Here is a 25,296-nt window from a genome sequence, read left to right as displayed (position 1 = left end):
GCTGACAGGCGTGGACTAGACCGGATCGTAAGGGAAGACGCTCGCCGTGGCGCCGAGATCGGTGAAGTCGGGGCTCATAGCGGGGAAGCAGTGTTCGATCAGGGATTCCGGCGTCCAGCCTTCGAGGCGGGCGAGGGATTTGACCGGGCGGGGCTGGTCGAACAGGACAACTTCGTTGCCGCGCACGCCGAAGATCTGCCCACTGACATTTGCCGCCGTGTCGGCGCAGAGCGCCACGGCAAGCTGGGCGACCTGATCGGCGCGCATGCCGTTCTTCATCCGCTCGACACGCTGGGCGCTGGCTTCGTCTTTCACCGGGATCGAGGCAATCATCCGTGTCCATGCAAACGGTGCGATGACGTTGGAGCGGATCTTCTTTGCGGCGCCTTCCATCGCGAGGATGCGGGAGAGGCCGACGATGCCGAGCTTGGCGGCGGCATAGTTGGCCTGACCGATATTCCCGATCAGGCCGGAGGTGGAGGTGAAGAAGACATAGTTGCCATGCTCCTTCTCGCGGAAGTATTCGACCGCAGCGCGCGCGACGTTGAACGAGCCGTGCAGATGAACATCGATGACGGCTTTCCAGTCGGCTTCGGACATCTTGTGGAACATGCCGTCGCGCAGGATGCCGGCGGGATTGATGATGGCGTCGAGGCGGCCGAACGTGTCAAGGGCCTGCGTCACCATGCCCGAGACGGCGCTGTAGTTGGTAACGCTCTCGGAGTTCGAGGCGGCTTCGCCGCCGGCGGCGCGGATTTCAGCGGCGACCGTTTCGGCCGGGCCGGCATCGCCTTCGTCGCCGCCCTTCAGGCCGCCGCCGAGATCGTTGACCAGAACCTTCGCGCCCTGACGCGCCGCCAGCAGCGCGCATTCCTTGCCGATGCCGTTGCCGCCGCCGGTGACCAGAACGACTTTTCCGCTGAGCAGGCCCATGTTTTCCTCCGAAATGTCTCGAGCCGGGACAGTATCGTTGCAGGCGCAGCCCGCAAGGGCGCCGTCGGGGAAAATCAGGGTTTGAAATGCCGCGCCTGAGCGGCTAGTCAGCGCCTCATGTCACGCACGTTTCAAGCCATCATCTGGGATTTTGGCGGGGTGTTCACCTCCTCGCCGTTCGAAGCCTTCAACCGCTATGAGGCCGAGAAGGGCCTGCCGGTCGATTTCATCCGCACGGTCAATTCTCTCAATCCGCTGGAGAATGCCTGGGCGAAGCTGGAGCGCAGCGAAGTGGACGCGGAGACGTTTGACCAGATGTTCCGCGCCGAAGCGGTGGCGCTGGGGCATGATGTGCCGGGGCGCGATATCCTTGCGCTTCTGTCAGGCAGCCTGCGCCCGCGCGTCGTGAATGCGCTGAAGGTGTGCAAGGGCCATGGCAAGGTCGGCTGCATCACCAACAACGCGCCGGTCGGCAAAGGCGCGTCGATGACGCAGGATGACAGGAAGGCGGCGGAGCTCGCGGCTGTGTTCGACATGTTCGATCATCTGATCGAAAGCTCGAAGCTCGGCATCCGTAAGCCGGACCCGCGCATCTATGCGCTGATGTGCGAGGCGCTGGATGTGGACCCGAAGGCGTGCGTGTATATCGATGATCTCGGCATCAACCTGAAACCGGCGCGCGATATGGGGATGGCGACGATCAAGGTGACCGGCGAGGAACAATTGCTCGCCGATCTGGAAGCCGTGACCGGCTATGCGCTCCGCTAGTCTTGCCCTCATTCTTGCCGGACTGATCGCTGCCGCGTGTTCGCAGGCAGAGCCGGAAGTTGTTCTGACCTTGCCGCCGGTTCCGGATGAGCGCCTCGCCCAGCCGCCGCAAGCGCCGCAGCCGGTGGAGGTGAGTGTTGCGGCAGAACGCACACGCGATGAGCTGCTGCGCGAGGCGGGGAAGGGATCGCTGCGCGGGCTTGCGAACATCGCGGCGCGCAATCCGGAGTTCCGGTCGAATGTCGGCGGGCAGGATCATCAGCAATTCTGGGATCTGTTGCGGCGTACCGGCGTTGATCCGAACCGCAAGCTGCGCGACCTGTTCGAGCAGCCGGTCGGTGTGCGCGAGATTGATGGCCAGCGCTGGTATGTGTGGCCGGACCTTGCAGCGATGGATGCGGCCGATCTCATTCCGGAGAAGCTGTCCTTCAAGGACCGGCGGCGTCTGGAAGACCTGATCCGCGAGGATGGCATCGCGCGCATTCGTGCAGGTGAAGGCTATCCCGGCATGCGCACGGCCATTGCCGAGGATGGGACATGGATTTACTTCGTACTCGGACAGGATGGGGAGGAGTGAGCATGGGCGCAAGGATCGGAGCCGATGCGGCGCTGAAAGCGCTGAAGGGCTGGAAGACGGCCGAGGGCGAGCGCGACGCGATTGCCAAGACTTACAAGTTTACCGATTTCAAATCAGCCTTCGCTTTCATGTCCGGCGTGGCCCTGAAGGCCGAGCAGATGGATCATCATCCGGAATGGTTCAATGTGTATAACCGCGTCGAGGTGATCCTGACGACGCATGATGCAGACGGCGTGACGCAGAAGGACCTCGAACTCGCCGGCTTCATGGACCAGCTGGCGGCGCGGCTGGGCTGAGCTATTTCTTCCACGCCACGCGGTAAAGATCGAAGCGGCGATCCTTGAGATTCTGGACGGCGCCGGACTGGCGGGCCGTCAGCAGGTCGGACAAGGAAAGGTCTGCAAGCGCCACCGTTTCGGTATTCGGCGCGGTATCGGCGGCGACGCCGTCCCGGGAGAAGGGAAAGTCCGAGGGCGTGAGGATACAGCTTTCGGCATAGTGGATGTCCATGTTCTCGACATTCGGCAGGTTGCCGACGACGCCGGAGAGGATGACATAGCACTGGTTTTCGACCGCGCGCGCCTGGCTGCAATACCGTACACGGAGATACCCGCGCCGCTCATCCGTGCAGAAGGGCACAAACAGCATCAGCGCGCCCTGATCGACCAGGTGGCGGGCGACTTCCGGGAATTCGCTGTCATAGCAGATCATCACGCCGATCGGGCCGCAATCGGTCTGGATGACATGGTTGCCTTCGCCGCCCTTGATGTTCCACCAGCTGCGTTCTGACGGGGTAGGGTGCAGCTTTTCCTGCGTGTGGACAGACCCGTCCCGAAGGAAGACATAGGCGACATTGTGGATGTCGCCGTCCGCCATCATCGACGGGTGCGAGCCGCCGATGATGTTGATGTTGTAGGCGACAGCCAGCTTTTCCATGAAGGCAATGAAGCGCGGCGTGTATTCCGAAATCTTCTGGATCGCCTCGACCGGACCCAGCGGTTTGCTCTCGAGCGAGAGAAGCTGGAGCGTGAAGAGTTCCGGGAAGACGACAAAGTCTGCGCGGTAGTCGGAGGCGATGTCGACGAAGTATTCGACCTGCTGCTCGAAATCATCGATCGCGCTGATCTTGCGCATCTGGAATTGCACGGTGGCGACACGCACCCGCTCGGGCAGGGCGGTATCGCCAAAGCTCGGTTTTGCCTTGATCTTGTCCTGGGCGACCGGATTGCGCCACAGCATCTGCGTGGCATGGGTGCCGGACTCGAGATCCTCTGCCATATAGTTCTTCAGTACACCAACGAGTTCAAAGCCTTGCCGGAGCTGGAAGGAGAGAACCGGATCGCGCAGCCTGGACTCCCTGACGGCCTGCACATAATCTGCCGGGTCGGGATATTGTTTCGCGTGCCGGTGATAGCCGGGGATGCGGCCGCCGAACATTATGCCTTTGAGGCCGAGGCGTTCGCAGAGCTCCTGGCGGATCTGGTAGAAACGCTGCCCGATCCGGAGCCGGCGGAAGTCTGCATCGACCAGAACATCCATGCCGTAGAGCATGTCGCCGTCCGGATCATGCCGGGCCGCAAAGCCGCCGCCGGTAATCTCGTTCCAGGTGTGCGGGGCCATCGCCACGTCCGAGGCGATGACGAAGGTGACGCAGTGGCCGACCACCCGCCCTTCGAATTCCGCGACGAACTGGCCTTCCGGAAAGCGGTTGATCTGCCCGGCAATCTGATCGGACGTATAGCCAAGACCCACCCCGTACATCTTCTCATAGAGCGGCAGGAGCGCGGCAATGTCCCGGGGGAGGGCATTACGGATGACAAGTTTGGATTTTGAAGCGGTCATGGTGTTCCCCTAGCGCGCCTCGTTCGGCACGCGCAAGACGGCGCGCAGGCCGCCCATCGGGCTGGGCAGCAGGCGCACGTCGCCGCCATGCGCGCGGGCCGTGTCGCGGGCGAGCGTCAGGCCGAGGCCGGAGCCGGGCTGGTTCTGGCTGCGCGCATCATCAAGGCGGGAGAAGGGACGGAAGGCTTCTTCCTGACGCTCCGGCGGAATGCCGGGGCCATCATCATCGATGACGACTTCCGCCCAGTGCGGGCCATCGACGAGCAGCACCCGCGCATTGGCGGCGTACTTGACCGCATTCGACATCAGGTTTGCCACGGCGCGCTTGATGGCCAGCGGTCGGCCAGTGACCATCATCCGCTCGGCGCCGCTGACCGGCAGCTGCGCGCCCATGCTGGCGGCAACATCGCGCACGACCTGGGCGAGGTCGAACAGCTTGCGCTCATCGCCCTCCTCACCGCGGGCGAATGCGAGATATTCGTCGAGCATCATCGCCATGTCATCGAGATCGGCCCGGGCGGCGCGGATATCGTCGGTCTCTCCCATCATCGCGAGGGCAAGTTTCAGGCGTGTCAGCGGTGTGCGCAGGTCGTGGCTGACGCCGGCGAGCATGGCGGTGCGCTGTTCGGCAAAGGCGGTGAGGCGGTCCTTCATGCCGATGATGGCGCGGGCGGCATCGCGCACTTCAGTGGCGCCGGAGGGGCGGAAGTCCGGCAGGTCCTGCCCGCGGCCGAAGGCGCGCGCCGCTTCCGACAGGCGCAGGATGGAGCGCACCTGCTGGTTCAGGAAGCCCACCGCCAGCAAAACCATCAGCAGCGAGAAGGCGATGACCCAGACGATGAAGATGTGAGAGTTGATCATGAACGCCCGCTTTCGGTCGATGATGATCTCACCTGTTCCGTCTGCAGACGGAAAGCGGATATGCAGGCGGGAATTGTCCCGCTCGATGCCAGCGAAGAGGGGCGCGCCGAGGCGGCCTTCAAGTTCGGAGACCAGCGTGCTGGCATACGGGTAGTCATGCTTTAGCTGCGCTTCGGGAATGGCATATTCCGTCAGGTCACAGATGAAATAGGTTTCCAGCTGCATCTGGATGCGCGTGTGGTCGCCGTCGGTGTATTCCGTATTGAGGCAGGCGGCCTGGATGAGGCTGGCATCGCGGGCGATGGCCTGCGCCAGCTTGCGGTTCACTTCCGCGACATGGCTGGAATAGTAATACCAGGTCATGATCGACAGGATCAGCAGCACCGGCACCAGGATGATGAGCAGGCTGCGGGCATAGAGCCCGCGCGGTGTGATATCCCGAAGGCGCAGCATGGCCATCTCAGTCCGGCATCAGGCGGTAGCCGATGCCCCGCACAGTCTGGATATGGATGGGCTCTTTCGGGTTCGGCTCGATCTTACGGCGCAGGCGCGTGACCTGCACGTCCACGGAGCGTTCGAGGCCGGCAGAGGTGAGGACCGCCAGGTCTTCGCGGCTGACCGGCTCGCCGGCATTGCGGGCAAGGATGGTCAGCAGCTGCAGCTCGGCGTCGGTGAGGCGGATGCGTTCGTCACCGGATTTCAGCTCTCCGCGGACCGGGTTGAACACCATGCCGGACATTTCGATCTCGTCCGGCGGCGGAGCGGTCTTCTGCGCGCGGCGCAGGATCGCCTCGCAGCGCAGCACGAGTTCTTCCGGCTCGAACGGTTTGGCGAGATAGTCGTCTGCGCCGAGGCGAAGCCCTTCGATCCGGTCAGTCGTGTGGCCGCGCGCCGTCAGCAGGATGACCGGCGTGTCGCGGGCCGGGCCCTTGCGGATGCCGGCGAGCAGGGAGAAGCCATCCTCGCCCGGCATCATCACATCCAGGATGGCGAGGTCGAACGCCATGTTCTCCATCAGGCGCCGGGCGGAAGCGGCGTCCGCTGCGGCGCTGACCCGGAAGCCCTTCATGGTGAGGAAGCGCTTGGTCAGGTCGCGGATACGGTCGTCATCGTCGACCATCAGGATATGGGCGGGCTCCTTGACCATGGTTTTACCGGACCAGCGCTTCGAGCAGGCTGCGGGCGCCGGCCACGGCTTCGGGACCGCTGGCCCGGAAGGCGAGGCGGAGGCGTTCGCGCACCTCTATGGCAAGCGGTGTGGTCAGTGTTACCCCGGCATCCGAGAGGCTGAGCTTGCGCCGGCGGGCATCGCCGGTTTCGCTGGCACGCTCGATCAGGCCCCGCTCGTCCAGCTTGCCGATCAGGCGCGCGAAAGTGGGCACGGTCATGCCGAGGGCGGTGCGCAGCTGGCTGACTGTCTGGCCGGGGCGGTAGCGCACGGCCATGAGAATCTGCAGCTCTGGCTTGCTCAGACCGGCCTTCTTGCGCGCGGTTTCGGCAGCCCGGGTGAGCGCGGAGGCCCCGGAAATCAGCAGTCCCGCACTGCGGTCGAGTTCCTGATCGGTCAGGAATAGGCGGGGATCGAAAGGACGGTTCAGGTTGACGGACGGGGCCATAAGGCGGAAATGAGCCTGAATACGCAGAAAGTTCAAGCGAGGAGCGTTCCAATGGCTGCCATCCCCTATGATGACCGTGACGGATACATCTGGATGGACGGCCAGTTTGTACCGTGGCGCGACACCAAGGTGCATGTGCTGACCCATGCCCTGCACTATGCTTCGGCGGTGTTCGAGGGCGAGCGTGCCTATGGCGGCAAGATTTTCCGCTCGCTGGACCATTCTAGGCGCCTGCACAAATCGGCGAACATTCTCGGTTTCGACATCCCGTTCAGCGTGACCGAACTGGAGAAGGCGAAGCAGGAGGCGCTGGCAAAGTCGGGTCTCGACAGCGCCTATGTGCGCGCGATCGCCTGGCGCGGCTCGGAAATGATGGGCGTCTCGGCCCAGAACAACACCATCCACCTGGCTGTGGCCGTCTGGCACTGGGGCGATTATTTTGCCGACAAGATGAAGGGCATCCGCATGACGCATGCCCAGTGGCGCCGCCCGGCTCCGGACACTGCGCCGTGCGAGGCCAAGGCGGCAGGCCTGTACATGATCTGCACCCTGTCCAAGCATGCCGCCGAGAAGGCCGGCTACCAGGACGCGCTGATGCTGGACTATCGCGGCCAGATCGCGGAAGCGACCGGCGCCAACATCTTCTTCGTGCGTGACGGGGTGCTGCACACGCCGACGCCGGACTGTTTCCTCAACGGCCTGACGCGGCAGACCACGATTGCGCTCGCCAAGGCGCGCCAGATCGAAGTGGTGGAGCGCGCGATCTTCCCGGATGAACTGGCGACCTTCAGCGAGTGTTTCATCACTGGCTCGGCTGCGGAGATCACGCCCGTGGCCGAGATTGGCGAATATCGCTACAAGCCCGGCCAAATCTCCCTGTCGCTGGCGGAGGATTATACCGCGCTCTGCAACGGCAAGCTGGAGCTGGCGCTTTAGGTCAGGATATCGCTGGCGGGGATTTTCGCTTCGCGCCGGCTGATGAAGTGGGTCTCGAAGGCGACGACGAGACAGGCGGCGATGATGATCGCGGCGCCGGCCCAGACGCGCCAGCCTGGGATTTCCTGGAAGAAGGCATAGCCGAGCAGGGCAGACCAGATGAGGCCGGTATATTCGAACGGGGCGAGCGTCTGCGCCTTCGCGCGGCCATAGGCGAGCGTCATCAGCCACCAGATGCCGATGCCTAGGAAAGCCACGCCGATCATCGGACCCCAGGACTCGGCGCGCGGCAACGGATCCGTGAAGAGCAGCAGGAAGGGCAAGAGGAAGAGCGCCGGGAAGACGTTCATGAACGTCACCAGCGTCAGGCTGTCTTCCTCCTTCGTCCGCAGGCGGAGGAGAACGATGTTGAGGGCGTAGAGCACGGCCGAGCCGAGGACGGCGGCGGTGCCGTAGAGTCGGTTGCCATCGACCGGTGCGCCGGTGGTGTTGGCGGTGGCGGCGAGGGCCGCGCCGCAAAAGCCGATCAGGGAGGCCCCGACCGTGACCTTGCTGATCTTCTCGCCGAGGATCACCCGCGCGATAGGTGCGATCATCAGCGCGGCGGTGAAGCCCAGCACCACGGCTTCGGCGAGGGCGATCTGGGTCAGCGAGTAGAAGAACGCAAAGGCCGAAATGACCTGGGCAAGGGAACGCAGGGCATGGAAGCGGATGGCCGGCAGGCCCGGCATGGCCCGGCGGCTGGCCGCGAACAGTGCCACCATGATCACCGAGCCGAGGATGTATCGCCAGGACGTTGCCGTCAGCACACTGTTCCCGCTCAGCATCACATGCTTCATCACGGCATCCACACCGCACCCGAAGATGACGCCGAAACAGACGAGCAGGATGGGGTGGGGCAGGCGCATGCTGGTTAGTAGGCCCTTCAGACTGAAGCGTTCATGCCGAGCCATACAGTGTAGGCAACATAGGCCGCCAGCATGAGCCCCCCTTCGGCGCGGCTGATACGCCAGCGGGTTATGGCGACCGCAAACAGGAGCAGCGTGGCGCCGATCATCACCCAGATGTCGAAAGACGCGATCTGCGGCGGCACATCAATCGGTTTGACAATGGCCGTGACACCAAGAATGCCGAGGACATTATAGATGTTCGAGCCCACGATATTGCCAAAGGCGATGTCGCTGTGTTTGCGCAAGGCGGCCATGACGGAAGTGACGAGTTCCGGAAGCGACGTGCCGACAGCGACGATGGTGAGGCCGATGATCGTCTCGGAAATGTTCGCCATGCGGGCGAGGTCAATCGCGCCCGTCACGAGGAGGCGGGCGCCGAATATGGTCAGCGCAAGGCCGGCAATAACGAACACCAAATCCAGCAGGATCGCGCCTGGTTCAACCTTTGGCGGTGAGGATGTTCCGCCTGCACTGTTGGCAGCGGCATTTGCGCCGCGCTCCTGCTGGAAGGCATACCAGATATAGCCGGCCAGTCCCGCGACGAAGAGGACGCCAAGCCAGACTTCGAGCCGGCCGAGGAGCACGGCGCCAAGACACACCAGGGTAGACAAGGCGAGCACAAGCCCGTCGCGGCGGAACGTGTCGCGGGCCACAGCCACTGGGAACAGGATTGCCGAAACGCCAAGGATCAAGAGGATATTCGCCGAATTGGAACCCACGACATTGCCGACCGCAATGCCGGGTGAACCGGCAAAGGCAGCCTGAAGGCTGGTCACGAGTTCAGGGGTCGACGTGCCGAAACCGACCAGGGTCAGGCCGATCAGCAAAGGCGAGATGCGGAATTTCTGTGCCAGCTGGACAGCGCCGCGCACGAGCAGTTCGCCGCCGGCCACAAGCAGGATCAGGCCGGCTACAAGATAGACAACAGTCATGAGTGAGGTCCCGGGGCACCGCGCCCGGCGAAGGGTTTGGCTGATCCGCTGCCCGCCGGGAAGGGGGCTAAGGAAATATTCCGGCAAGCCGGCTGCGGCCCGCGCCCTTGCCTCGCAGGCCCGAAACAGGGCAGTCAGGACGGGCTGCCGGGACGCCACGTTATGCCTGACCCCTTGTGTTTCGAGAGAGTGCTCGCGGGGCTTGCCACGCCCGTGGTGGTCTTCGACCGGGACATCTGCTTTGCCTATGCCAATGAGGCCTATTGCCGGTCTGTCCACCGCAGCTGGGACGAGTTGAAAGGGCGCAATCCGGCGGACCTGTTTCCGGAATCGGAAGAGCGGATGGACGCGATGCGCGTCCGCATCCGGCGCGCCTTCGAGGGTGAAGCGTCCAGTTCCGACTCCGCACCCTATCAGATCCCGGGCCCGGACGGGCAGATGCTCGAACGCTACTGGCGCTCCCGCATTGTGCCGCTGGCAGGGCCGGATGGCACCGTGACGCATGTCATCCAGTCTGGCGAGGATGTCACCGACGAGGTGATGCTGCGCCGTCAGAAGGACGTGATCGCCGCCGAGCTGGAACACCGGGTGCGCAATACGCTGGCGATGGTCGGCTCTCTCGCGGTGGTGACCGGGCAGCATACGCCGAGCGTCGAAGCCTTCGTCGAGACCTTCACGGACAGGCTGGATGCAATGAGCCGCAACCTGTTCATGATCTCGGACAATAACTGGCGCGGCCTGGCATTCCGGACGATTGTGGAGGCCGAACTGGCGCAGGTTGTGTCCATCGACGACCCGCGCATATCCTTGGAGGGGCCGGATGTGGTCCTGTCGATACGCTCGACCAAATGGGTGGCGCTGCTGACGCATGAACTTGTCACCAACGCGGTGCGCTATGGATGTTTCTCCGTATCCGGAGGAACACTTTCGGTGCGCTGGCGTGTGGAGCAGACTTGTTTCGTCGTCGACTGGGTCGAGACCGGGCGGAAGGGAACCGGCGCGCCGCAGCGCAAGGGATTCGGCACGCAGATGCTGGACCTCCTGCCGAATGTTCACACCGAGCGCGACTTCCGGGATGAAGGGCTGGTCCTGAAGATCACGGTGACGGGCCCGTATCATGCGCCCGCAGGCACAGGCCGCTAGGATATCTTCAGGGAGCGGATGAACAGGGCCTGGCTGATCAGGGTCTTGACCTGCGACGGCCGGAACGGCTTCGGCACAAGGAATGTCGGCTCACCGTCGCGGCCCGTCAGCAGGCGTTCGGGAAACGCCGTGATGAAGATGGCGGGCACATTGATTTGCTGGCGCACTTCCGCGACCGCCTCTGTTCCCTGCGAGCCGTCGGAGAGCTGGATATCGGCCAGGATCAGGTCGGGCTTCGCCTGAAGGATGGCCTCCACGGCCTGACGGTGGGTTGACGCGATGCCGGCAACCGTGTGGCCGAGCGACGTGATGATCTGCGACAGGCTGGCGACAATCAGCGGTTCATCCTCGATGATGAAGATGCTGGCAGAGTGCGGTGTGGAGAGATCGTTGCCGGAGGCGTCGATCAGGTCTGCGAGGGCCGGCTCGGTGACGCCGAGGATGCGCGCGGCGTCGGCAGGGTTGAAGCCTTCCATCACGGTCAGCAGCAGCGCGCGCCGCCCTGCCGGAGAGGCCGGGATGGAAGCAGACGACCAGGCCTTTGGCGCGCTGAGGGTCTGTTCCAGCGCCTGGAAGAGGGAGACCCGGGTGACCGTTTCGGGCAGGCTGGAGAGCAGGTGTTCGAGCATTGTCTCGACTGCGAGATCGCCCTGCATGGCAACGCCGGTGACGGCGCGGGCATATCGGCGCAGGTAGGGCAGTTGCTGTTCGACCGTCTCGGATATCTGCATCTCACCCCCCCGGGTTTCAGGCGGACGTTTGCACAGCATCGCCGCCGCTGCAACGCACGGCCCGGGCCTAATTTTTCTTGCGCCGAGCCCGTCCGCGCAAACCGGACGGTTCGTATGCGGAGCGAACCGTAATGTTTACACCTTGTCAGGCTGCGGCGTTACGCGGAGATAGGGTTTCAGGGCGCGATAGCCCTTGGGAAACAGGCGTGCGATTTCCGCAGGGTCCTGCAGGGACGGCGCTATGATGACATCGTCGCCGTTTGTCCAGTTTACGGGCGTGGCGACCTTGTAGCCGTCCGTCAGTTGCAGCGAGTCCAGAAGCCGCAGCACTTCGTTGAAGTTGCGCCCGACGCTTGGCGGATAGACGATCGAGGCGCGGATCTTCTTCTGCGGGTCGATGATGTAGACTGCGCGCACGGTCAGCTTCGGATCGGCGCTCGGATGTATCATGTTGTAAAGGGTCGCGACCTTGCGCTGCGGGTCCGCGATCATCGGGAAATTCACGGCGGTGCCCTGCGTTTCCTCGATATCGGCGCTCCAGTCGCGGTGATGTTCCAGGGAATCGACCGAAATGACGAGCGCCTTGGCGTGGCGGCGGGCAAATTCGTCCTTGAGGCGAGCCGTATAGCCCAATTCCGTGGTGCAGACCGGCGTGAAATCGGCCGGATGCGAGAAGAACACGACCCAATCATCCCCGGCCCAAGGGTGGAACCGGATCGGCCCATCGGTCGTCTCGGCCTCGAAATCGGGCGCGGTATCACCGATCAAAAGGGTCATTCGCAGGTCCTGTCTCTTGATTTCCGCCGCGAAACTAGTGCCTAACGGGCCCCGAACAACCACAGCTGGCTGAAGCCGACGATGAGAAATCCTCACACTCGCCGGGGATCGATCCCAGCATGAAGCGCCTCATCCTGATGCGCCATGCCAAGACCGAGCCCTGGACCGAAGGGATCGACGATTTCGGCCGCGCGCTGACACCGCAGGGGCATGAAGACGCGCGCCGCATGGCTGAGGAGCTGGTGGCCCTCGGCTGGAGCCCGGAACTGATCCTGGTCTCGAGCGCGCGCCGGGCGCGGGAAACCTGCGCAGAGGTCGCCTCCGTGATGTCCGGAGAGAAAGTTCGCCCGATGGAGTCGCTCTACCTGACCGGTGTGCGCGGCCTCTCCGAGGCGGTGCGCCAGAATGACCGGCCGGACACGCTGATGGTCATCGGCCACAATCCCGGGCTTCACGATTTCGCGCTGACCCTGCTGAAGGAAGGCGGCGCGGTTGACCTGGAGGCGGCCGGGCGCCTGCACGAGAAATTCCCGACCAGCTGCGCCGCCCTGTTCGAGGCGCCCTCAGCGGGGCCCTTCGTGCCGGCCCAATTGAAACTGACCGGCGTATTGCGGGCGAAAGATTTCCGCGGCAGCAGCGACGAATAGGCCGTACCCAAAAAAATCCGCCTCCGGGCCTGGCGGGGCACGGAGGCGGCAGGGAGACGAACCGGCAACTCACGGAGCGTGATGGAGAGTGAGACGGTGGCCGCCGGTTCGCTGGTCTTGGGCCGAGATCAGCGCTGCTGTGCGTGGACTGCCGTCAGATTGGCATTGTCAATCTTGCGGATGGCCTTGGCGAGCGTCTGGTCGGTGCAGAACTTCACGGCATAGGTTTTCGCGAAGTTCATGCCGGCATGTTCGGCTTCGCAGCGTTCGACCACCTGGTCGCGGATACTCGCATATTCTGCGGCTGCGCCCGCGGTTGTGGCGAGATTGGCGCGCGAGAATTCGACATCCATGTTGAACTTGTCGCTGACGGCGAAGGCCGGCGTGGCGGCAGTTGCGAAGACAAGGGCGGCGGCGATGAGGGTGCGTTTCATGGGGCGTTTCCTTCCGGTCTGGAGGTTGGGTTTTGAAGGTGAAGTGCCGCCGGGTCAGGGGCATCCCGGGGGCACTTCGGGGGCTACGAGCGAAGCTCGCGGCGGTTCTGGCGGCGGCGGCGCTGAGCCAGGAGATCGAGGCGTTCACCCGCTCCGTCGTCATTTGCCGGCTTGCTCCGGGCAGGGGCGGCTCCGGTGTTCAGGCCGAACGCCGCGACGGGGGCAAAAACTTCAGCTCCGTTGTCGCTGTGACGGGCGCGGGGGGACATGATCAAAACTCCTTCTGGCTTGGTTGGTTTGTCCGTTTGTCTTTGGCGGGCTCATCCCTGCTGCCGACACAGACTATCTAGGCCAGGTCTTATTGTTTTTCAATATTAAATTATCGAAAAAAAATAATGTCTAATAAAATCAAGGACATATTTTCATCGAAAAACGATAATAATCGCTCTGAAGAGGACGCGCGCACGTTTATCGTTACCCGATATGGGAAAATTTCAGGAGGCGGGTGACCGTATCCCGGTCCGCCGGCGCTCAGTTTGGTGGCGGGGCGGGCAGGTCGAGCGATAGCTGGACCTGAGGCGCTGCCGCGCGGGACAGGCGGGGTTTTCGGGCCGCCACATGGGCCGCAGCGGCGGGGCGGGGGACCGGCATGGCCCGGGGGCGGCTGGCGGCGATACGGCTGCGTGCTTCACCGGCAGCTGCCATGTGGTCGACAATCCGCATCGGATAAGTCTGGCCGAGCACGATCCCGGCTTCCGACAGGGCAGACGGCGCCGCCTCCCAGGGAGCGTGGATCAGCGCATCCGGCAGACGGGCCAGTTCCGGCACCCAGCGGCGGATGAAGGTGCCCTCCGGGTCCTGTTCGCGCGACTGTTTCACCGGATTGAATACGCGGGGCTGGCCGGGGGCGGAGCCGCGGGCCAGCGTGTAGTGGATCGCCGGTTCGAAATCGAGGAGGCGCGCCGCCAGCAGCTCTGCCGGGCGCTGCCAGTCAAACCAGAGATGATCGGCGGCAAATCCCATCGCGAGGGCGCGCATGCGCGCATCGATCCATCCCGTCGCCTTCAGCGCGCGCATCGCGGCGTCGAGGAATGGAAAGCCGGTGCGCCCTTCGATCCAGGCAAGGAGGCGCGGATCGTCTGCCGCCGGCTGCGGGCGCTGGCCGTCCCAGGCGGGGAAGAGATTGCGGCTCTCGAAGGTTGTGCGGTCTTCCAGCTTCTGGACCAGCAGGCTGCGCGCGTGGAGGCGCGCAAGGAACCCGTTGAGGCGCGCGGCCGTGTCGAGATCTCCGGCGGTGACATAGCCTGTCACGGCGCGGTTTGCGGCCTGCCAGGCCTCGCGCACGGACACTGTGCCGAAAGCGAGATGGGCGGACAGGTGGGCGTGCGCGCCGCCTTCCTCCAGAAAGCGGCGGAGGGCGGAAATGCCGGCAGTGCGTCCGCCTTTCTCGCGGTCCGGGCAGTCATCCGGGCCAAGCGCGAAGTCTTCCGCGATGGGCCAGTGCTGCGCGCCAAAGGCCGGCGATGTCAGCGTTTCCGGTGCGCGCAGACGCGGGGCCTGCATGCGGGCCTCCCACTGGCGTGACCAGTCCGGCTGGGCGACATGCTCGCGCACGATGCCGGGCTGCGCCTGTTCGCGCAGTTCGATCCCGGCATTGCGAGCCCAGCGGCGCAGCTGCCGGTCTCGGTCGAAGCTCCATTGCAGGCCGGTCTCTTCGTTGAAGTGAATGGCGGCGAGGCCGAAATCGCGGTGCAGGGCGGAGAAGACTTCCGCCGCTGCACCGGTGCGCAGCATCAGCTTCGTGCCGCGCGTGGCCAGAGCCGCGTCCAGATCCTGAAGCGAGTCCAGAAGGAACTCGAAATGCCGGCGGGACCGTTCCGGCTGCGCCCAGTCGCCTGGCTCGAAAATGTAGAGCGCAATGACCGGGGCCCCGCTCGCGGCCGCAGCAGCGAGGGCGGCATGATCGTGAACCCTGAGGTCCCGTCTGAACCAGACAACATGAACGCCGGACATGGAACAAACATAGAACAAGTTGGAATCCGCCGCAAGAACCTTCCACATCTCGCCGCAGCGCTTGCAACCGGCGCGATTGTTCCGCTAATGAAATGAAAATTCCACAGGCTATTCCACAGCCTGTGACGTGGGGGTGTCGGCATGGCGGCCGATGGGAGTGGGCATTCCGAAAACCAGCGGCGGCATCTTTCGCGCGCGCTGACCGAGCTTGCGCCTGATGCGCGCGCGGCGCACCGGGCGGCGTTCGGATTCGATTTCGCGTTTCCGGACTTGTCCGCGCGCCGGATGTTTCCGCCCGGCCAGCGGCATGGCGCAGCGCCGCTCTATGCGGTGGCCGGGATTGGCGCGCTTATGGTGCCGGATCTTGCGATCCTGGCTGCTGGCTGGTCCGGGCTCATAGTGTTTGCAGCGATCCTTGTCTTCCGCGCCGCGCTTTACCGGATGGGCACGGGCATGCCGGCAGCCCCTGCATCGGATGTTGCGGGAAGCTGGCCGGTCTACACGCTGCTGATCGCTCTCAAGGATGAGGCGGAAACGGCTGCGCAACTCGCCGAAGCAATCCGCGCGCTCGATTACCCGGCAGACCGTCTGGATGTAAAACTGCTGATCGAGCAAGGCGACGGGCAAACCCGTGCGGCGCTCTTGGCGCAGGACTGGCCGGCAGGAACGCAGTTGCTCACTGTGCCGCCGGGATTGCCGCGCACGAAGCCGCGTGCGCTGAATTATGGTCTCGGGCGGGCGGTCGGCGAGTTTGTCGTCGTGTATGACGCCGAAGATCGTCCGCATCCGGATCAGTTGAAATCGGCGGTGAGCGCCTTCCGGGCGGCCGGTCGGGAGCTTGCCTGTGTGCAGGCGCCGCTGGTGGGGGAAGGGGCACCGAGCTGGATCGGCGGGCAGTGGGCTTTGGAATATGCAGTTCAGTTCGGACGGCTGCTGCCGGCGCAGGCGCGGCTTGGTCTTCCCGTGATGCTCGGCGGGACGAGCAATCATTTCCGCCGCAGCGCGCTGGAGGCCGCCGGCGGCTGGGACGCTTGGAACGTGACGGAGGATGCAGAACTGGGCCTGCGCCTTGCGCGCAGCGGACATTGTGTGGGCATGATCCGGCCGCCGACGCTGGAGACGCCGCCGGACTCGCTGATGGTGTGGATCAACCAACGCTCGCGATGGCTGAAGGGGTTTATCCAGACCTGGCTTGTACTGATGCGCCGGCCGGGAAAGGTCGCCCGGGAACTCGGCCTGCGCAGGTTTCTCGCGTTGCAACTGACGCTTGGCGCGGCGATCCTGTCGGCGCTCGTGCACGGGCCCTGGGCGCTCTGGCTGGTATGGAGCTGGCTTGACCCGGAACTTGCGATTGCGCCTGCATTCCTTGTGATCGCGACTCTTTCTTACATGGCAGGCATTCTGATGGCGCTGCTGGCGCCGGGCAGAGTGGACGGCAGACGGGTCAGGCTGGCACTCAGCCTGCCCGTCTACTGGCCGCTGCAATCGCTGGCGATGCTGCGCGCAATCTACGGCCTCGCGCGGTGCCCCCATTTCTGGGCGAAGACGCCGCACGGCGCAGCGTCGCAGGCTGGTCGTTACGAGTCCGAAACGTTCGGTGCCCGTTCCGGTTCTGACGTTAGGTGAGCCTTGCGCAAAGCGCTGCCCGGACTAGGGTAACTCATTCAGAAAATCCGCCCGAGGGAGCGCCGCCATGGCCTATGATGATGCCGAGCAACTCGAAGCCTTCCGCACCGACACGCGCAAATGGCTGGAGGCAAACTGCCCGCCTTCGATGCGTACACCGATGCCGGATGATGAAGTGGTCTGGGGCGGGCGCAACGCCACCTTCAAGAACCCTGACTCGAAACTCTGGCTCGACCGGATGGGGGAGAAGGGCTGGACCGCGCCGGAATGGCCGAAGGAATATGGCGGCGGCGGCCTGAGCCGCGGTGAGGCCCGCGTGCTGGAGCAGGAGATGCGCCGCATCAAGGCGCGCCCGCCGCTCTTCTCGTTCGGTCTCTGGATGTTCGGCCCGGCGCTGCTCGAATTCGGCAATCACGAACAGAAACTGCGCTTCATTCCGGACATCGTGAAAGGCAAGATCCGCTGGTGCCAGGGCTATTCGGAGCCGGGCGCAGGATCTGACCTCGCCGGCTTGCAGACACGCTGCGAAGACAAAGGCGACCACTACCTGATCAACGGCCAGAAGGTGTGGACCTCCTATGCCGACAAGGCCGACTGGATCTTCTGCCTTGTGCGCACCGATACGAGCGTGAAGCATGAGGGCATCAGCTTCATCCTGTTCGACATGAAATCTCCGGGCGTCGAAGCGCGCCCGATCCAGCTGATCTCTGGCGAGAGCCCGTTCTGCGAAACCTTCTTCACCGATGTGAAAGTGCCGAAGGACCAGCTCGTCGGGCGGCTCAATGGTGGCTGGGATATTGCCAAGCGCCTGTTGCAGTTCGAACGCTCCTCGATTTCGGCGGGCGGTTTCGGCGGTACGGGCGGCTCGGGTATTCTCGGGCCGGAGGATTATGCCAAGCAGCATATCGGCGTCGACGAGAGCGGCCGCATCGCGGACGGCGACCTGCGCGGGCGCATCACTGATCACAAGATGTATGCCAAGGCCTTTGCATTGACCGTGCAGCGCCAGACCGAGCAGGCGAAAGCCGGGCAGGCGGTCGGCCATACCGCCTCGATCCTGAAATACGGCGCGGCCAAGATGAACCAGGACCGGCACGAATTGTTGATCGAGGCGCTCGGCACAGAAGGACTCGGCTGGGAAGGCGAGGGCTTCGACAAGAATGCCAAGAAGGTGACGCGCCAGTGGCTGCGCTCGAAGGGCAACTCCATCGAGGGTGGTACTTCGGAGATCAACCTCAACGTCATCGCCAAGCGCGTACTCGGACTGAAGGATCATCAGTAGTCAGACTGCTGAACATCCACCCCGAGCTTTCAGATTCAAGATCAGGAATACCCAACATGAGTTTCGTCCTCACTGAAGATCAGGAAATGCTGCGCGAGACGGCGATGGCGTTTGCGCGTGATGAGATGCCGCTGGCGCACCTGCGCGCGCTGCGTGACAAGGGCGCCAATGGCAAGGACCCGGCGACGCGCCGGAAGCTCGCCGAGCTTGGCTTTTTCGGCGTGATCATTCCGGATGAGCCGGGCGGCGAGACGTTCGGCCTCACAGGCCTCGGCCAGATTCTTGAAGCGCAGGGGCGCACGCTGGCGGCGACGCCGCTCTTGCAGACGGCGCTGATCGCGGCCTCTGCCATCCAGCTGGGCGGTTCGGCGGCGCAGAAAGCCGAATGGCTGGCAAAGATCGCCGGCGGCGAGGCGACGTTTGCGCTGGCGCTGGACGAAGGCGCCCATTTCTCGCCCTACAACATCGCCACCGAAGCCGAGCGCGACGGGCAGGGCTATACGCTCAACGGCCTGAAGAAATATGTGCCGGACGGGCATCATGCCGATATGCTGATCGTGGTCGCGCGCACGTTTGGTGAAGCCGGCGACAGGCACGGGCTCAGCCTCTTCCTCGTGCCGGCGAACGCCAAGGGCGTGAGCGTGCAGGAACTGAAAACTGCCGACAGCCACGGCGCGGCGCATATCACGCTGGAGAATGTGCACGTGCGGGAAAGCGCGCTGCTGGGGCCTGCGGATGAAGGCGCGGATATTCTCGATCCCGTGCTCGACCGCGCCGCGATTGGCCAGGCTGCGGAGATGCTCGGCTCGGCGCAGGCGGCGTTCGACATGACGCTCGAGTATCTCAACAATCGCAAACAGTTCGGCCAGCTGATCGGCTCGTTCCAGTCGCTGCAGCACCGCGCGGCGAAAATGTTTGTCGAGCTGGAGATGACGCGTTCCTGCGTGGCGGCGGCGCTGAGCGCCGTGGATGCAGGCAAGAGCGATGTTGCGGAACTGGCAAGCCTTGCGAAAGCCAAGGCGAGCGAGCTGGTGCATCTTGTGTCGAACGAGTGCGTGCAGATGCATGGCGGCATCGGCATGACAGATGCGGCCGATCCCGGCTTCTACATGAAGCGCGCGCGGGCGCAGGAAGCGCTGTACGGCTCTGCAAGCTGGCACCGAGACCGCTATGCGCGTCTCGGCGGCTACTGAGCGGCGCCGGAAATCGCAGCCTTCAAGTCCGGTTTTGTTTCCCCTTCGGGAGGATGTGTGGAACTATGTGCCCAGACATCAGAAGAGAAGGAGAACCCTCATGGCTGTTTCACGCCGCGAAGCAAAGCCGCTTTGCACGAAAGCTGAATTCGCGCTGGCAAATGAAAGCTATCCGCCGGATATCGCCCGCTTCAGCGAACGGGAACTCCGTACACGGATTGGCCGCGCGCGCAAACTGCGCGACAAGTACAAGGACCTCGCCGCCAAACAGGCCCGCGAAATTCGCGGCAAGGCCAAGCCGACCCGCCAGAAACAGCCGACCGGCAATGCTGGCACGGTACTGAAGCGTGATTTTTTTGCCGAGACGCTGGAGCGTTTCGAGACCAAGCTTGGCATTGTCGAGCGCCGCAATGCTCGGGCGAAAGCCGAAGCCGAGCAGGCAAAGGCGCAGGCCGCGCTGCAGGCCGCGCTGGCGCGGAAGAAATCTGCCGCCCCCGCCAAACCCGCCTCCCGCAAGGCGGGCAAGGGCATGAAGGCAGTCGCCTCCAAGAAGCGCGACCAGTTCCCGAACCTGCCCACCATGCGCGGCGCCACGCGTGCGGCGCATGCGCGCGGCCAGGCGAAGCGCGACGGCCGGCGCTGATCTCCGCCCAAATGAAAACCGCCGCTCCGGCCATCCGGGGCGGCGGTATTTGTTTCCGGTAAGTCCGGGAGGGATCAGGCCTTCAGGGCCGCAGCTTTGCGCAGCTCCTTGGCAATCAGGTAATAGACAACCGGGCGATGCTTGGCGCGAACAGCGCGGCCATATTTTTCAACCGCGACCTTGATGGCGGCATTGCCCTTGTCTTCGTCTGCAACGCCGAGCTTCTTCACGATGAAGCTCGTCCGCACACGTTCAATCTCGCTCTTGTCGGAAGCGGCAACCGTCGCCGAATCGGACTTGTAGATAGACGGGCCGCAAGCCTTCACGCAGGCATCAAGCAGGGCCATGTCCGGGCGTGCTTCGCCCACTTTCTATTTAAGGTCAGCAACATACTTTTCGACAAGCAGTTCCTTCGCACTGGGCGCTTTCGCCATTGGGTTTTTCCTTTTCTGGTTTTGATGCCTTTGCCCTGCAATGAGAGCATGACAATGCGTTGGGAGGCGAAGCCTAGGCTCCGCCTCCCCGTAAGACGCCAGTTTGTCCTGTGGATCAACCTTTTTCTGCCCCAAGGAGAAGAGTGATCCGTAGACGGAGTTTACCGCTCGATCTGGTAAATCATGCAGACACTGGACGAAACAGATTGTTTGCGATCATCCGAAGGCAGGTTGAGGGAGTCGATATCTGCCTGGGTGATTGTCACTGTCTTGCCGCCGATCATGCCAGAGGCGACCGGAGGCGGCGGCGGGGGAGGCGGCGGCGGCGCATAAGCAGGCGCGGCGCGGTAATAGTCATAATCACTGCCGGCCATCGACGACCAGGAGCCGAGGCAGGGGCCATTGCCCTCCTGCACAACCATCAGCTTGCCGAGCTTGCTACCGCTGGCCGCAGCCGTGGCCTTCGCGCGCGCGGCGCCGTCTTTCACGGCGGTTTCATACGCCTGCAGGTTCAGCTCCGTGGTGCGTTCCAGATACGTCGAAAGGGCGGTCGAGTTTTCCGGACCGAGCGCGAGTGCGCCGGCGCGCGCGGTGCCTGCCTTGGACACATCTTCCACGGTGACGGTCAGCGTCACGCGCGCTTCATAGGCGCGGATCTTGTCGGAACGCTCATTGTCGATGCGGTTGCCGTCTTTGTCCTTGTACTGTTCATACAAGGCGGTGACGTTGACCGAAGATTGCACGATCGAGTCCTTTCCGGCGGCCTTCTTGATCGTGTCATAGGCGAGGCGCCCGCGTTCGACGGCAAGTTGCATCGCCTCCTTCGAATCCTTGTCGGTCTCGAGATAGGTGACGGAGAAGGAGGCCCGGTTCGGCGCAACCTGCATGTCGGCGCGGCCGAGCACTTCGATCACCGGAACACGTGTCCAGTAAGGCGTGGTGAAGGCCTCGGTCTGGAAGTCCGGCGCACCTTGGGCCAAGGCGGGCATCAGGCTAGCGGCAGTCGTGAGGGCGAGCGCGCCGCCAGCGGCGCGCGACAGGATTGAGCGTTTCAAGGAAGTCCCCTGTATCAAGAAAAACGGCGACGCGGCCGTGCCGCATCGCCGTCACTATCTTCCGCCAATCGTGTCTGCACAATGTCCGGCTGCGGGCCAGCCGCGGGCATTCGGGATTCTATTCGTTCGCTTCGGACTGAAGCAGCGTGTAGCGCTCGATGCCGATGCGCTCGATCAGCGCGAACTGCTTCTCGATAAAGTCGACATGCTCTTCCTCGTTGTGGAGGATCTTGCCGAACAGGTCGCGGCTCACATAGTCGCGCACCTTCTCGCAATGCTCCATCGCATCACGCAACACTGGGATAGCAATGTTCTCGAGCTTCAGGTCGCATTCAAGGATTTCCTGCACGCTCTCGCCGATATGCAGCTTGCCGAGGTCCTGCAGGTTGGGAAGGCCGCCAAGGAAGAGGACGCGCTCGATCAGCCAGTCGGCATGATGCATCTCCTCGATCGATTCCTCGTGCTCCTTCTTGCTGAGCTTCGAGACGCCCCATTCCTTCAGCATCCGCGAATGCAGGAAATACTGGTTGATCGCGGTCAGCTCGTTCTTCAGAGCGAGGTTCAGGTATTCGATGACTTTCTTGTCGCCTTGCATGGGCGGCTCCTTCGCGTCTGGGAGGGGTAGGGAAGTTTACCTATCCTTGTAGGCGAGTTAGCCTGGGCGCGCAATAAAAAATCCAATAAAATCAATTGCATATGCAAGTGCGATACAGTTGCAAGAGCGCGAACGCCTCGTACTTCGGAGGCGGCGAAGCGTTTGAAATTGCAGGGATTTGGGGCCGCTTGGCCAGTTTACTCGGCGGCGAGAACTGGCAGGGACGGAACGCAGCGGTCCATCTGCTCCGAGATCATTTCGCCGATCGACTGGGAGCATTTTCCGCAATTGAACTTGCAGCCATGATGGGCCTGTACGGCTTTCGGGCTGCGCGCACCGGCGTCCACGGCCTCGCGGACCGAGCGGCAGTTGATGCGGTTGCAGACGCAGATGATCATGAGAACCATTTGCAGCAGTTGCGAATGAGTGTCAATCTGCATCTTGCGGGCCAGGCTGCGCCAGGCCGTCGCAGGCCGGGTCATGCGCCGCGTGGCGGGCCTTCCCAGCCAAAAACCACTTCAATATCCGTGTCGAACACCCGGGCGATGCGGAAGGCGCTCTCCAGAGAGGGCGAGTATTTGCCGAGTTCGATGGCGATCACCGTCTGCCGGGTCACACCGATGGCCTCGGCGAGGGCGGACTGACTCATGCCGCCATGCGCCTCGCGCAGCTCCCGGATGCGATTCGTGATGGGCGGGGCCTTGGCCATGGCTCACACCCCGCGGCGGAACAGGTAAATCTGGAAAATGTATTCAGATATCTGCCCCGCCATCAGGCTGAGAAAGCTGAGATGGAACAGCATGTGCCCGTCCTGGTTCACCGAATAATGCCATAGCGCGCCGAGCAGCAGCACAGCCAGCACATAGCCGGCCCAGTGCGCCGCGCGGTCCGCCACCCGCCGTTCGCGCTCGTCTGCCGGCGCCTCTGCCTCACGCGGGGAAGTGGCACCGAGCGCCGTCATGGCGATAACTGAGGCGATCACGATCACTACGACATAGGCGATGACAAAGCCCATCCCTGGCGGCGCTGTCCGGCCGATAGCCTGCGAGGCACCGGCGACCATCTGGAAATAGAAGACTGCGCCCGCGATCAGGATCGCCGCCATCACCCAGGCGGTCTTCTCGCGGAACGGTGTGTTCCGGAATGCGGTCAACATGGACATGGCGAACTCCTGACGTGTCAAAGATTTTGTACTCCGACGTGTAGTCTAAGATTTTTGACATGTCAAATATCTTGAACACAGAATTTCCGCTTCGCTTGACGCCCCCCTGCAGCGCCTCTAGGTCCGCGCCTTAACCCTGATCCAGCCGGCAGAATCTCCGATGACCGACCTTTCAACCCTCGCCCAATCCGCCAAAGCCTGGCCGTTCGAACTGGCTCGCGCGCTGGAGAAGCGGGTGGCGGAGCAGGTGAAGGCGGGCGAACGGGCCGCGGATGCGCCGGTGATCTTCGAGACCGGCTATGGCCCGTCGGGCCTGCCGCATATCGGCACGTTCGGCGAAGTGGTGCGCACGACGATGGTGCGCCATGCCTTCGAAGTGCTCACCGCCGGCAAGTATGCCACGCGCCTGATCTGCGTGTCCGACGATATGGACGGCATGCGGAAGATTCCGGACACGGTGCCGAACCCGAAATCGCTGGAACAATACCTGCAGATGCCGCTGACCGTGGTGCCCGACCCGTTCGGCACACACGAATCCTATGGCCGGCATATGAACGCGCGCCTGTGCGCCTTCCTCGATCAGTTCGGTTTCAAGTATGAATTCCTCTCGGCGACGGATTGCTACAAATCCGGACGCTTCGACGCGATGCTGCTGCGCGCGGCGGAGAAATACCAGGCGATCATGGATGTGATGCTGCCGACGCTGGGCGAAGAGCGGCGCGCGACCTATTCGCCTTTCCTGCCGATCAGCCCGAGCACGGGGCGCGTGCTCTATGTGCCGATGAAGAAGGTGGACGCAGCTAAGGGTGAAGTGACGTTCACGGATGAAGACGGCACGGACGTGACGCTGCCCGTCACCGGCGGCGCCGTGAAGATGCAGTGGAAGCCTGATTTCGGCATGCGCTGGGCGGCGCTCGGCGTTGACTTTGAAATGTTCGGCAAGGATCATCAGGCCAACGCGCCCATCTATTCGAAAATCTGCCGCATCCTCGGCCACCGGCCGCCGGAACAGTATGTCTACGAACTGTTCCTGGACGAGAAGGGCGAGAAGATTTCAAAAACCAAGGGCAATGGCATCGCAGTCGAGCAATGGCTGACCTATGCGCCGGATGAGAGCCTCGCGCTGTTCCAGTTCCAGAAGCCGCGCGTCGCCAAGAAGCTCTATTTTGATGTCATTCCGAAGGCGGTAGACGAATACCTGACCTTCCTCGAGAAGTTCTCGCAGGAAGAGGCCGCCGCACAGCTGGAGAATCCCGTCTGGCACATCCATTCCGGCCGCCCGCCGCAATGGTCGAGCCCGGTTTCGTTTGCGCTGCTGATGAATCTCGTCGCGGTGGCGAACCCAACCGATGTGTCCCAGCTCTGGGCCTACATCACGCGCTATGCGCCGGGCGCCTCGCCGGAAACCCATCCGCTGCTGAATGATCTCGCCGGCTATGCCATGCGCTATTACCGCGACTTCGTGCTGCCCGCGAAAACCTTCCGTACGCCGACGGAACAGGAACGGGCCGCGATGGTGGACCTCTCGGCCCGCTTCAAGACCTTTGCCGAGGAGCCGACCGGCGAGAACCTGCAGACGCTAACCTTCGCCGTCGGCAAGGATCACGGCTTCGAGAACCTGCGCGACTGGTTCAAGGCGCTGTATGAAGTCCTGCTTGGTCAGGAGCAGGGGCCACGCTTTGGCAACTTCGCCGCGCTCTACGGCGTTGCCGAAACGGCCAAGCTGATCGATGACGCGCTGGCGCGTGGCTGAACGGTAAGCAGAAAGTAAGACGAAACCGGCGTATAAGGAGCCACCCCAGGGGGCCCCGTCCATGCGCATGCTCATACTCGCCGCTCTTGCTCTCACTTTGCCGCTCGGCGGCTGTCTTGCTTCGAAGATCGTGACGGTGCCGGTCGGCCTTGCCGGCGCTGCGCTGGAAGGCGCCGTCAATATGGGTGGCTATGCGGTTCGCGTCACGGGTGACGCGCTCGATGGGCCGGACGAGATGGTCCGCCTCGATATCACCTACAAGAAGGGCAAAGGCACGCGTACCGAGACGCGCGAGGTGAAAGCCAAATATGTCGAGCGCGAAATCAGAAAGATGAGCAAGAAGGGCAAGATCCTCGACGTGGAAGTCTCGCCGATCGGCTGAGGCCGATGAGA

The 25,296-nt window shown here is 63.3% G+C and carries 30 protein-coding genes; 12 read left to right on the top strand and 18 right to left on the bottom strand.

Features of this window, described 5'->3' with window-relative positions:
• Positions 1-15: 15 nt before the first annotated feature.
• Positions 16-933, bottom strand: coding sequence for an SDR family NAD(P)-dependent oxidoreductase (locus ACK4TE_RS03210; RefSeq protein WP_409910037.1), 918 nt, complete (start codon positions 931-933; stop codon positions 16-18).
• A gap of 117 nt (positions 934-1,050) precedes the next feature.
• On the opposite strand from ACK4TE_RS03210, the gene ACK4TE_RS03205 reads away from it, so the two are divergent.
• From ACK4TE_RS03205 to ACK4TE_RS03195, 3 genes are read left to right on the top strand one after another with little or no spacing between them, the layout of a single operon-like run.
• On the top strand, positions 1,051-1,701 hold the full coding sequence (locus ACK4TE_RS03205; RefSeq protein WP_409910036.1) for an HAD-IA family hydrolase: 651 nt from the start codon (positions 1,051-1,053) through the stop codon (positions 1,699-1,701).
• Entirely contained in the window at positions 1,688-2,278 is a 591-nt protein-coding gene (locus ACK4TE_RS03200; protein WP_409910035.1) for a hypothetical protein, read from the top strand. Before ACK4TE_RS03205 ends, ACK4TE_RS03200 begins: the two co-directional genes overlap by 14 nt.
• 2 nt (positions 2,279-2,280) lie before the next feature.
• Entirely contained in the window at positions 2,281-2,574 is a 294-nt protein-coding gene (locus tag ACK4TE_RS03195) for a 4a-hydroxytetrahydrobiopterin dehydratase (protein WP_409910034.1), read from the top strand.
• Between the two features lies 1 nt (position 2,575).
• On the opposite strand, the gene ACK4TE_RS03190 is transcribed toward ACK4TE_RS03195, so the two are convergent.
• The 4 genes from ACK4TE_RS03190 to ACK4TE_RS03175 are packed head-to-tail and all read right to left on the bottom strand — an operon-like array spanning position 2,576 to position 6,597.
• On the bottom strand, positions 2,576-4,120 hold the full coding sequence (locus ACK4TE_RS03190; RefSeq protein ID WP_409910033.1) for a nitrilase-related carbon-nitrogen hydrolase: 1,545 nt from the start codon (positions 4,118-4,120) through the stop codon (positions 2,576-2,578).
• A 9-nt stretch (positions 4,121-4,129) separates the two neighbouring features.
• Positions 4,130-5,434 (bottom strand): ATP-binding protein, encoded by a 1,305-nt coding sequence (locus ACK4TE_RS03185; protein ID WP_409910032.1) that lies wholly within the window; start codon positions 5,432-5,434, stop codon positions 4,130-4,132.
• Positions 5,435-5,441: 7 nt separating this feature from the next.
• Positions 5,442-6,128 (bottom strand): response regulator, encoded by a 687-nt coding sequence (locus ACK4TE_RS03180; RefSeq protein WP_409910031.1) that lies wholly within the window; start codon positions 6,126-6,128, stop codon positions 5,442-5,444.
• 4 nt (positions 6,129-6,132) lie between these two features.
• A complete protein-coding gene (locus tag ACK4TE_RS03175) occupies positions 6,133-6,597 on the bottom strand; it encodes a MarR family winged helix-turn-helix transcriptional regulator (RefSeq protein WP_409910030.1) in 465 nt (154 codons plus the stop codon).
• A 51-nt stretch (positions 6,598-6,648) separates the two neighbouring features.
• Between ACK4TE_RS03175 and ACK4TE_RS03170 the strand changes: the two genes are divergently transcribed.
• Entirely contained in the window at positions 6,649-7,533 is an 885-nt protein-coding gene (locus tag ACK4TE_RS03170; RefSeq protein ID WP_409910029.1) for a branched-chain amino acid aminotransferase, read from the top strand.
• Here the strand turns inward: ACK4TE_RS03170 and ACK4TE_RS03165 are convergent.
• Positions 7,530-8,441 (bottom strand): DMT family transporter, encoded by a 912-nt coding sequence (locus tag ACK4TE_RS03165; protein WP_409910028.1) that lies wholly within the window; start codon positions 8,439-8,441, stop codon positions 7,530-7,532. The genes ACK4TE_RS03170 and ACK4TE_RS03165 overlap by 4 nt on opposite strands.
• A gap of 17 nt (positions 8,442-8,458) precedes the next feature.
• Positions 8,459-9,415: a calcium/sodium antiporter gene (locus ACK4TE_RS03160; RefSeq protein ID WP_409910027.1), complete on the bottom strand. Its 957-nt coding sequence runs from the start codon at positions 9,413-9,415 to the stop codon at positions 8,459-8,461.
• Positions 9,416-9,577: 162 nt separating this feature from the next.
• Here ACK4TE_RS03160 and ACK4TE_RS03155 point away from each other — a divergent pair, with 162 nt between their 5' ends.
• Positions 9,578-10,558: a sensor histidine kinase gene (locus ACK4TE_RS03155; RefSeq protein ID WP_409910026.1), complete on the top strand. Its 981-nt coding sequence runs from the start codon at positions 9,578-9,580 to the stop codon at positions 10,556-10,558.
• Here the strand turns inward: ACK4TE_RS03155 and ACK4TE_RS03150 are convergent.
• A complete protein-coding gene (locus tag ACK4TE_RS03150; RefSeq protein WP_409910025.1) occupies positions 10,555-11,289 on the bottom strand; it encodes a PhyR family response regulator anti-anti-sigma factor in 735 nt (244 codons plus the stop codon). The genes ACK4TE_RS03155 and ACK4TE_RS03150 overlap by 4 nt on opposite strands.
• Before the next feature lie 135 nt (positions 11,290-11,424).
• Positions 11,425-12,066 carry a peroxiredoxin gene (locus tag ACK4TE_RS03145; protein ID WP_409910024.1) on the bottom strand — a complete coding sequence of 214 codons (642 nt, stop codon included), beginning with the start codon at positions 12,064-12,066 and terminating at the stop codon, positions 11,425-11,427.
• A gap of 119 nt (positions 12,067-12,185) precedes the next feature.
• On the opposite strand from ACK4TE_RS03145, the gene ACK4TE_RS03140 reads away from it, so the two are divergent.
• Positions 12,186-12,713 (top strand): SixA phosphatase family protein, encoded by a 528-nt coding sequence (locus ACK4TE_RS03140; protein ID WP_409910023.1) that lies wholly within the window; start codon positions 12,186-12,188, stop codon positions 12,711-12,713.
• Between the two features lie 128 nt (positions 12,714-12,841).
• Here ACK4TE_RS03140 and ACK4TE_RS03135 read toward each other — a convergent pair whose 3' ends face one another.
• From ACK4TE_RS03135 to ACK4TE_RS03125, 3 genes are all read right to left on the bottom strand, one after another.
• Entirely contained in the window at positions 12,842-13,147 is a 306-nt protein-coding gene (locus ACK4TE_RS03135) for a UrcA family protein (protein WP_409910022.1), read from the bottom strand.
• A gap of 83 nt (positions 13,148-13,230) precedes the next feature.
• A complete protein-coding gene (locus tag ACK4TE_RS03130; RefSeq protein ID WP_409910021.1) occupies positions 13,231-13,416 on the bottom strand; it encodes a hypothetical protein in 186 nt (61 codons plus the stop codon).
• Between the two features lie 262 nt (positions 13,417-13,678).
• Positions 13,679-15,160: an FAD-binding domain-containing protein gene (locus ACK4TE_RS03125; RefSeq protein WP_409910020.1), complete on the bottom strand. Its 1,482-nt coding sequence runs from the start codon at positions 15,158-15,160 to the stop codon at positions 13,679-13,681.
• Between the two features lie 141 nt (positions 15,161-15,301).
• On the opposite strand from ACK4TE_RS03125, the gene ACK4TE_RS03120 reads away from it, so the two are divergent.
• From ACK4TE_RS03120 to ACK4TE_RS03105, 4 genes are all read left to right on the top strand, one after another.
• The gene (locus ACK4TE_RS03120) at positions 15,302-16,786 is read left to right on the top strand and encodes a glycosyltransferase family 2 protein (RefSeq protein ID WP_409910019.1); all 1,485 of its coding nucleotides are present in this window, start codon (positions 15,302-15,304) and stop codon (positions 16,784-16,786) included.
• A gap of 67 nt (positions 16,787-16,853) precedes the next feature.
• Complete coding sequence (locus ACK4TE_RS03115) at positions 16,854-18,068, top strand: acyl-CoA dehydrogenase family protein (protein ID WP_409910018.1); 1,215 nt, start codon at positions 16,854-16,856, stop codon at positions 18,066-18,068.
• Positions 18,069-18,124: 56 nt separating this feature from the next.
• Positions 18,125-19,261 carry an acyl-CoA dehydrogenase family protein gene (locus ACK4TE_RS03110; protein WP_409910017.1) on the top strand — a complete coding sequence of 379 codons (1,137 nt, stop codon included), beginning with the start codon at positions 18,125-18,127 and terminating at the stop codon, positions 19,259-19,261.
• A 100-nt stretch (positions 19,262-19,361) separates the two neighbouring features.
• Positions 19,362-19,904: a hypothetical protein gene (locus tag ACK4TE_RS03105; RefSeq protein WP_409910016.1), complete on the top strand. Its 543-nt coding sequence runs from the start codon at positions 19,362-19,364 to the stop codon at positions 19,902-19,904.
• A gap of 74 nt (positions 19,905-19,978) precedes the next feature.
• On the opposite strand, the gene ACK4TE_RS03100 is transcribed toward ACK4TE_RS03105, so the two are convergent.
• From ACK4TE_RS03100 to ACK4TE_RS03075, 6 genes are all read right to left on the bottom strand, one after another.
• The gene (locus ACK4TE_RS03100; protein WP_409910015.1) at positions 19,979-20,251 is read right to left on the bottom strand and encodes a DUF2853 family protein; all 273 of its coding nucleotides are present in this window, start codon (positions 20,249-20,251) and stop codon (positions 19,979-19,981) included.
• A 248-nt stretch (positions 20,252-20,499) separates the two neighbouring features.
• Positions 20,500-21,393 carry an SIMPL domain-containing protein gene (locus tag ACK4TE_RS03095; RefSeq protein WP_409910014.1) on the bottom strand — a complete coding sequence of 298 codons (894 nt, stop codon included), beginning with the start codon at positions 21,391-21,393 and terminating at the stop codon, positions 20,500-20,502.
• A gap of 118 nt (positions 21,394-21,511) precedes the next feature.
• Positions 21,512-21,988, bottom strand: a complete 477-nt coding sequence (bfr, locus tag ACK4TE_RS03090) for a bacterioferritin (RefSeq protein WP_409910013.1) — start codon at positions 21,986-21,988, stop codon at positions 21,512-21,514.
• A gap of 197 nt (positions 21,989-22,185) precedes the next feature.
• Positions 22,186-22,470, bottom strand: coding sequence for a bacterioferritin-associated ferredoxin (locus tag ACK4TE_RS03085; protein WP_409910012.1), 285 nt, complete (start codon positions 22,468-22,470; stop codon positions 22,186-22,188).
• Positions 22,467-22,697, bottom strand: coding sequence for a helix-turn-helix transcriptional regulator (locus tag ACK4TE_RS03080; RefSeq protein ID WP_409910011.1), 231 nt, complete (start codon positions 22,695-22,697; stop codon positions 22,467-22,469). Before ACK4TE_RS03080 ends, ACK4TE_RS03085 begins: the two co-directional genes overlap by 4 nt.
• Positions 22,698-22,700: 3 nt before the next feature.
• Entirely contained in the window at positions 22,701-23,150 is a 450-nt protein-coding gene (locus ACK4TE_RS03075; RefSeq protein WP_409910010.1) for a hypothetical protein, read from the bottom strand.
• Positions 23,151-23,310: 160 nt separating this feature from the next.
• Between ACK4TE_RS03075 and ACK4TE_RS03070 the strand changes: the two genes are divergently transcribed.
• Together ACK4TE_RS03070 and ACK4TE_RS03065 are read left to right on the top strand one after the other, a co-directional pair.
• Positions 23,311-24,903: a lysine--tRNA ligase gene (locus ACK4TE_RS03070; RefSeq protein WP_409910009.1), complete on the top strand. Its 1,593-nt coding sequence runs from the start codon at positions 23,311-23,313 to the stop codon at positions 24,901-24,903.
• Between the two features lie 61 nt (positions 24,904-24,964).
• Positions 24,965-25,285, top strand: coding sequence for a hypothetical protein (locus tag ACK4TE_RS03065; protein ID WP_409910008.1), 321 nt, complete (start codon positions 24,965-24,967; stop codon positions 25,283-25,285).
• Positions 25,286-25,296: the final 11 nt, after the last annotated feature.

This window comes from Hyphomonas sp., assembly GCF_046313975.1.
Taxonomy (GTDB): domain Bacteria; phylum Pseudomonadota; class Alphaproteobacteria; order Caulobacterales; family Hyphomonadaceae; genus Hyphomonas.
Note: the sequence above shows the minus strand (reverse complement) of the source record. Positions and strands in the feature narration are given on the sequence as shown.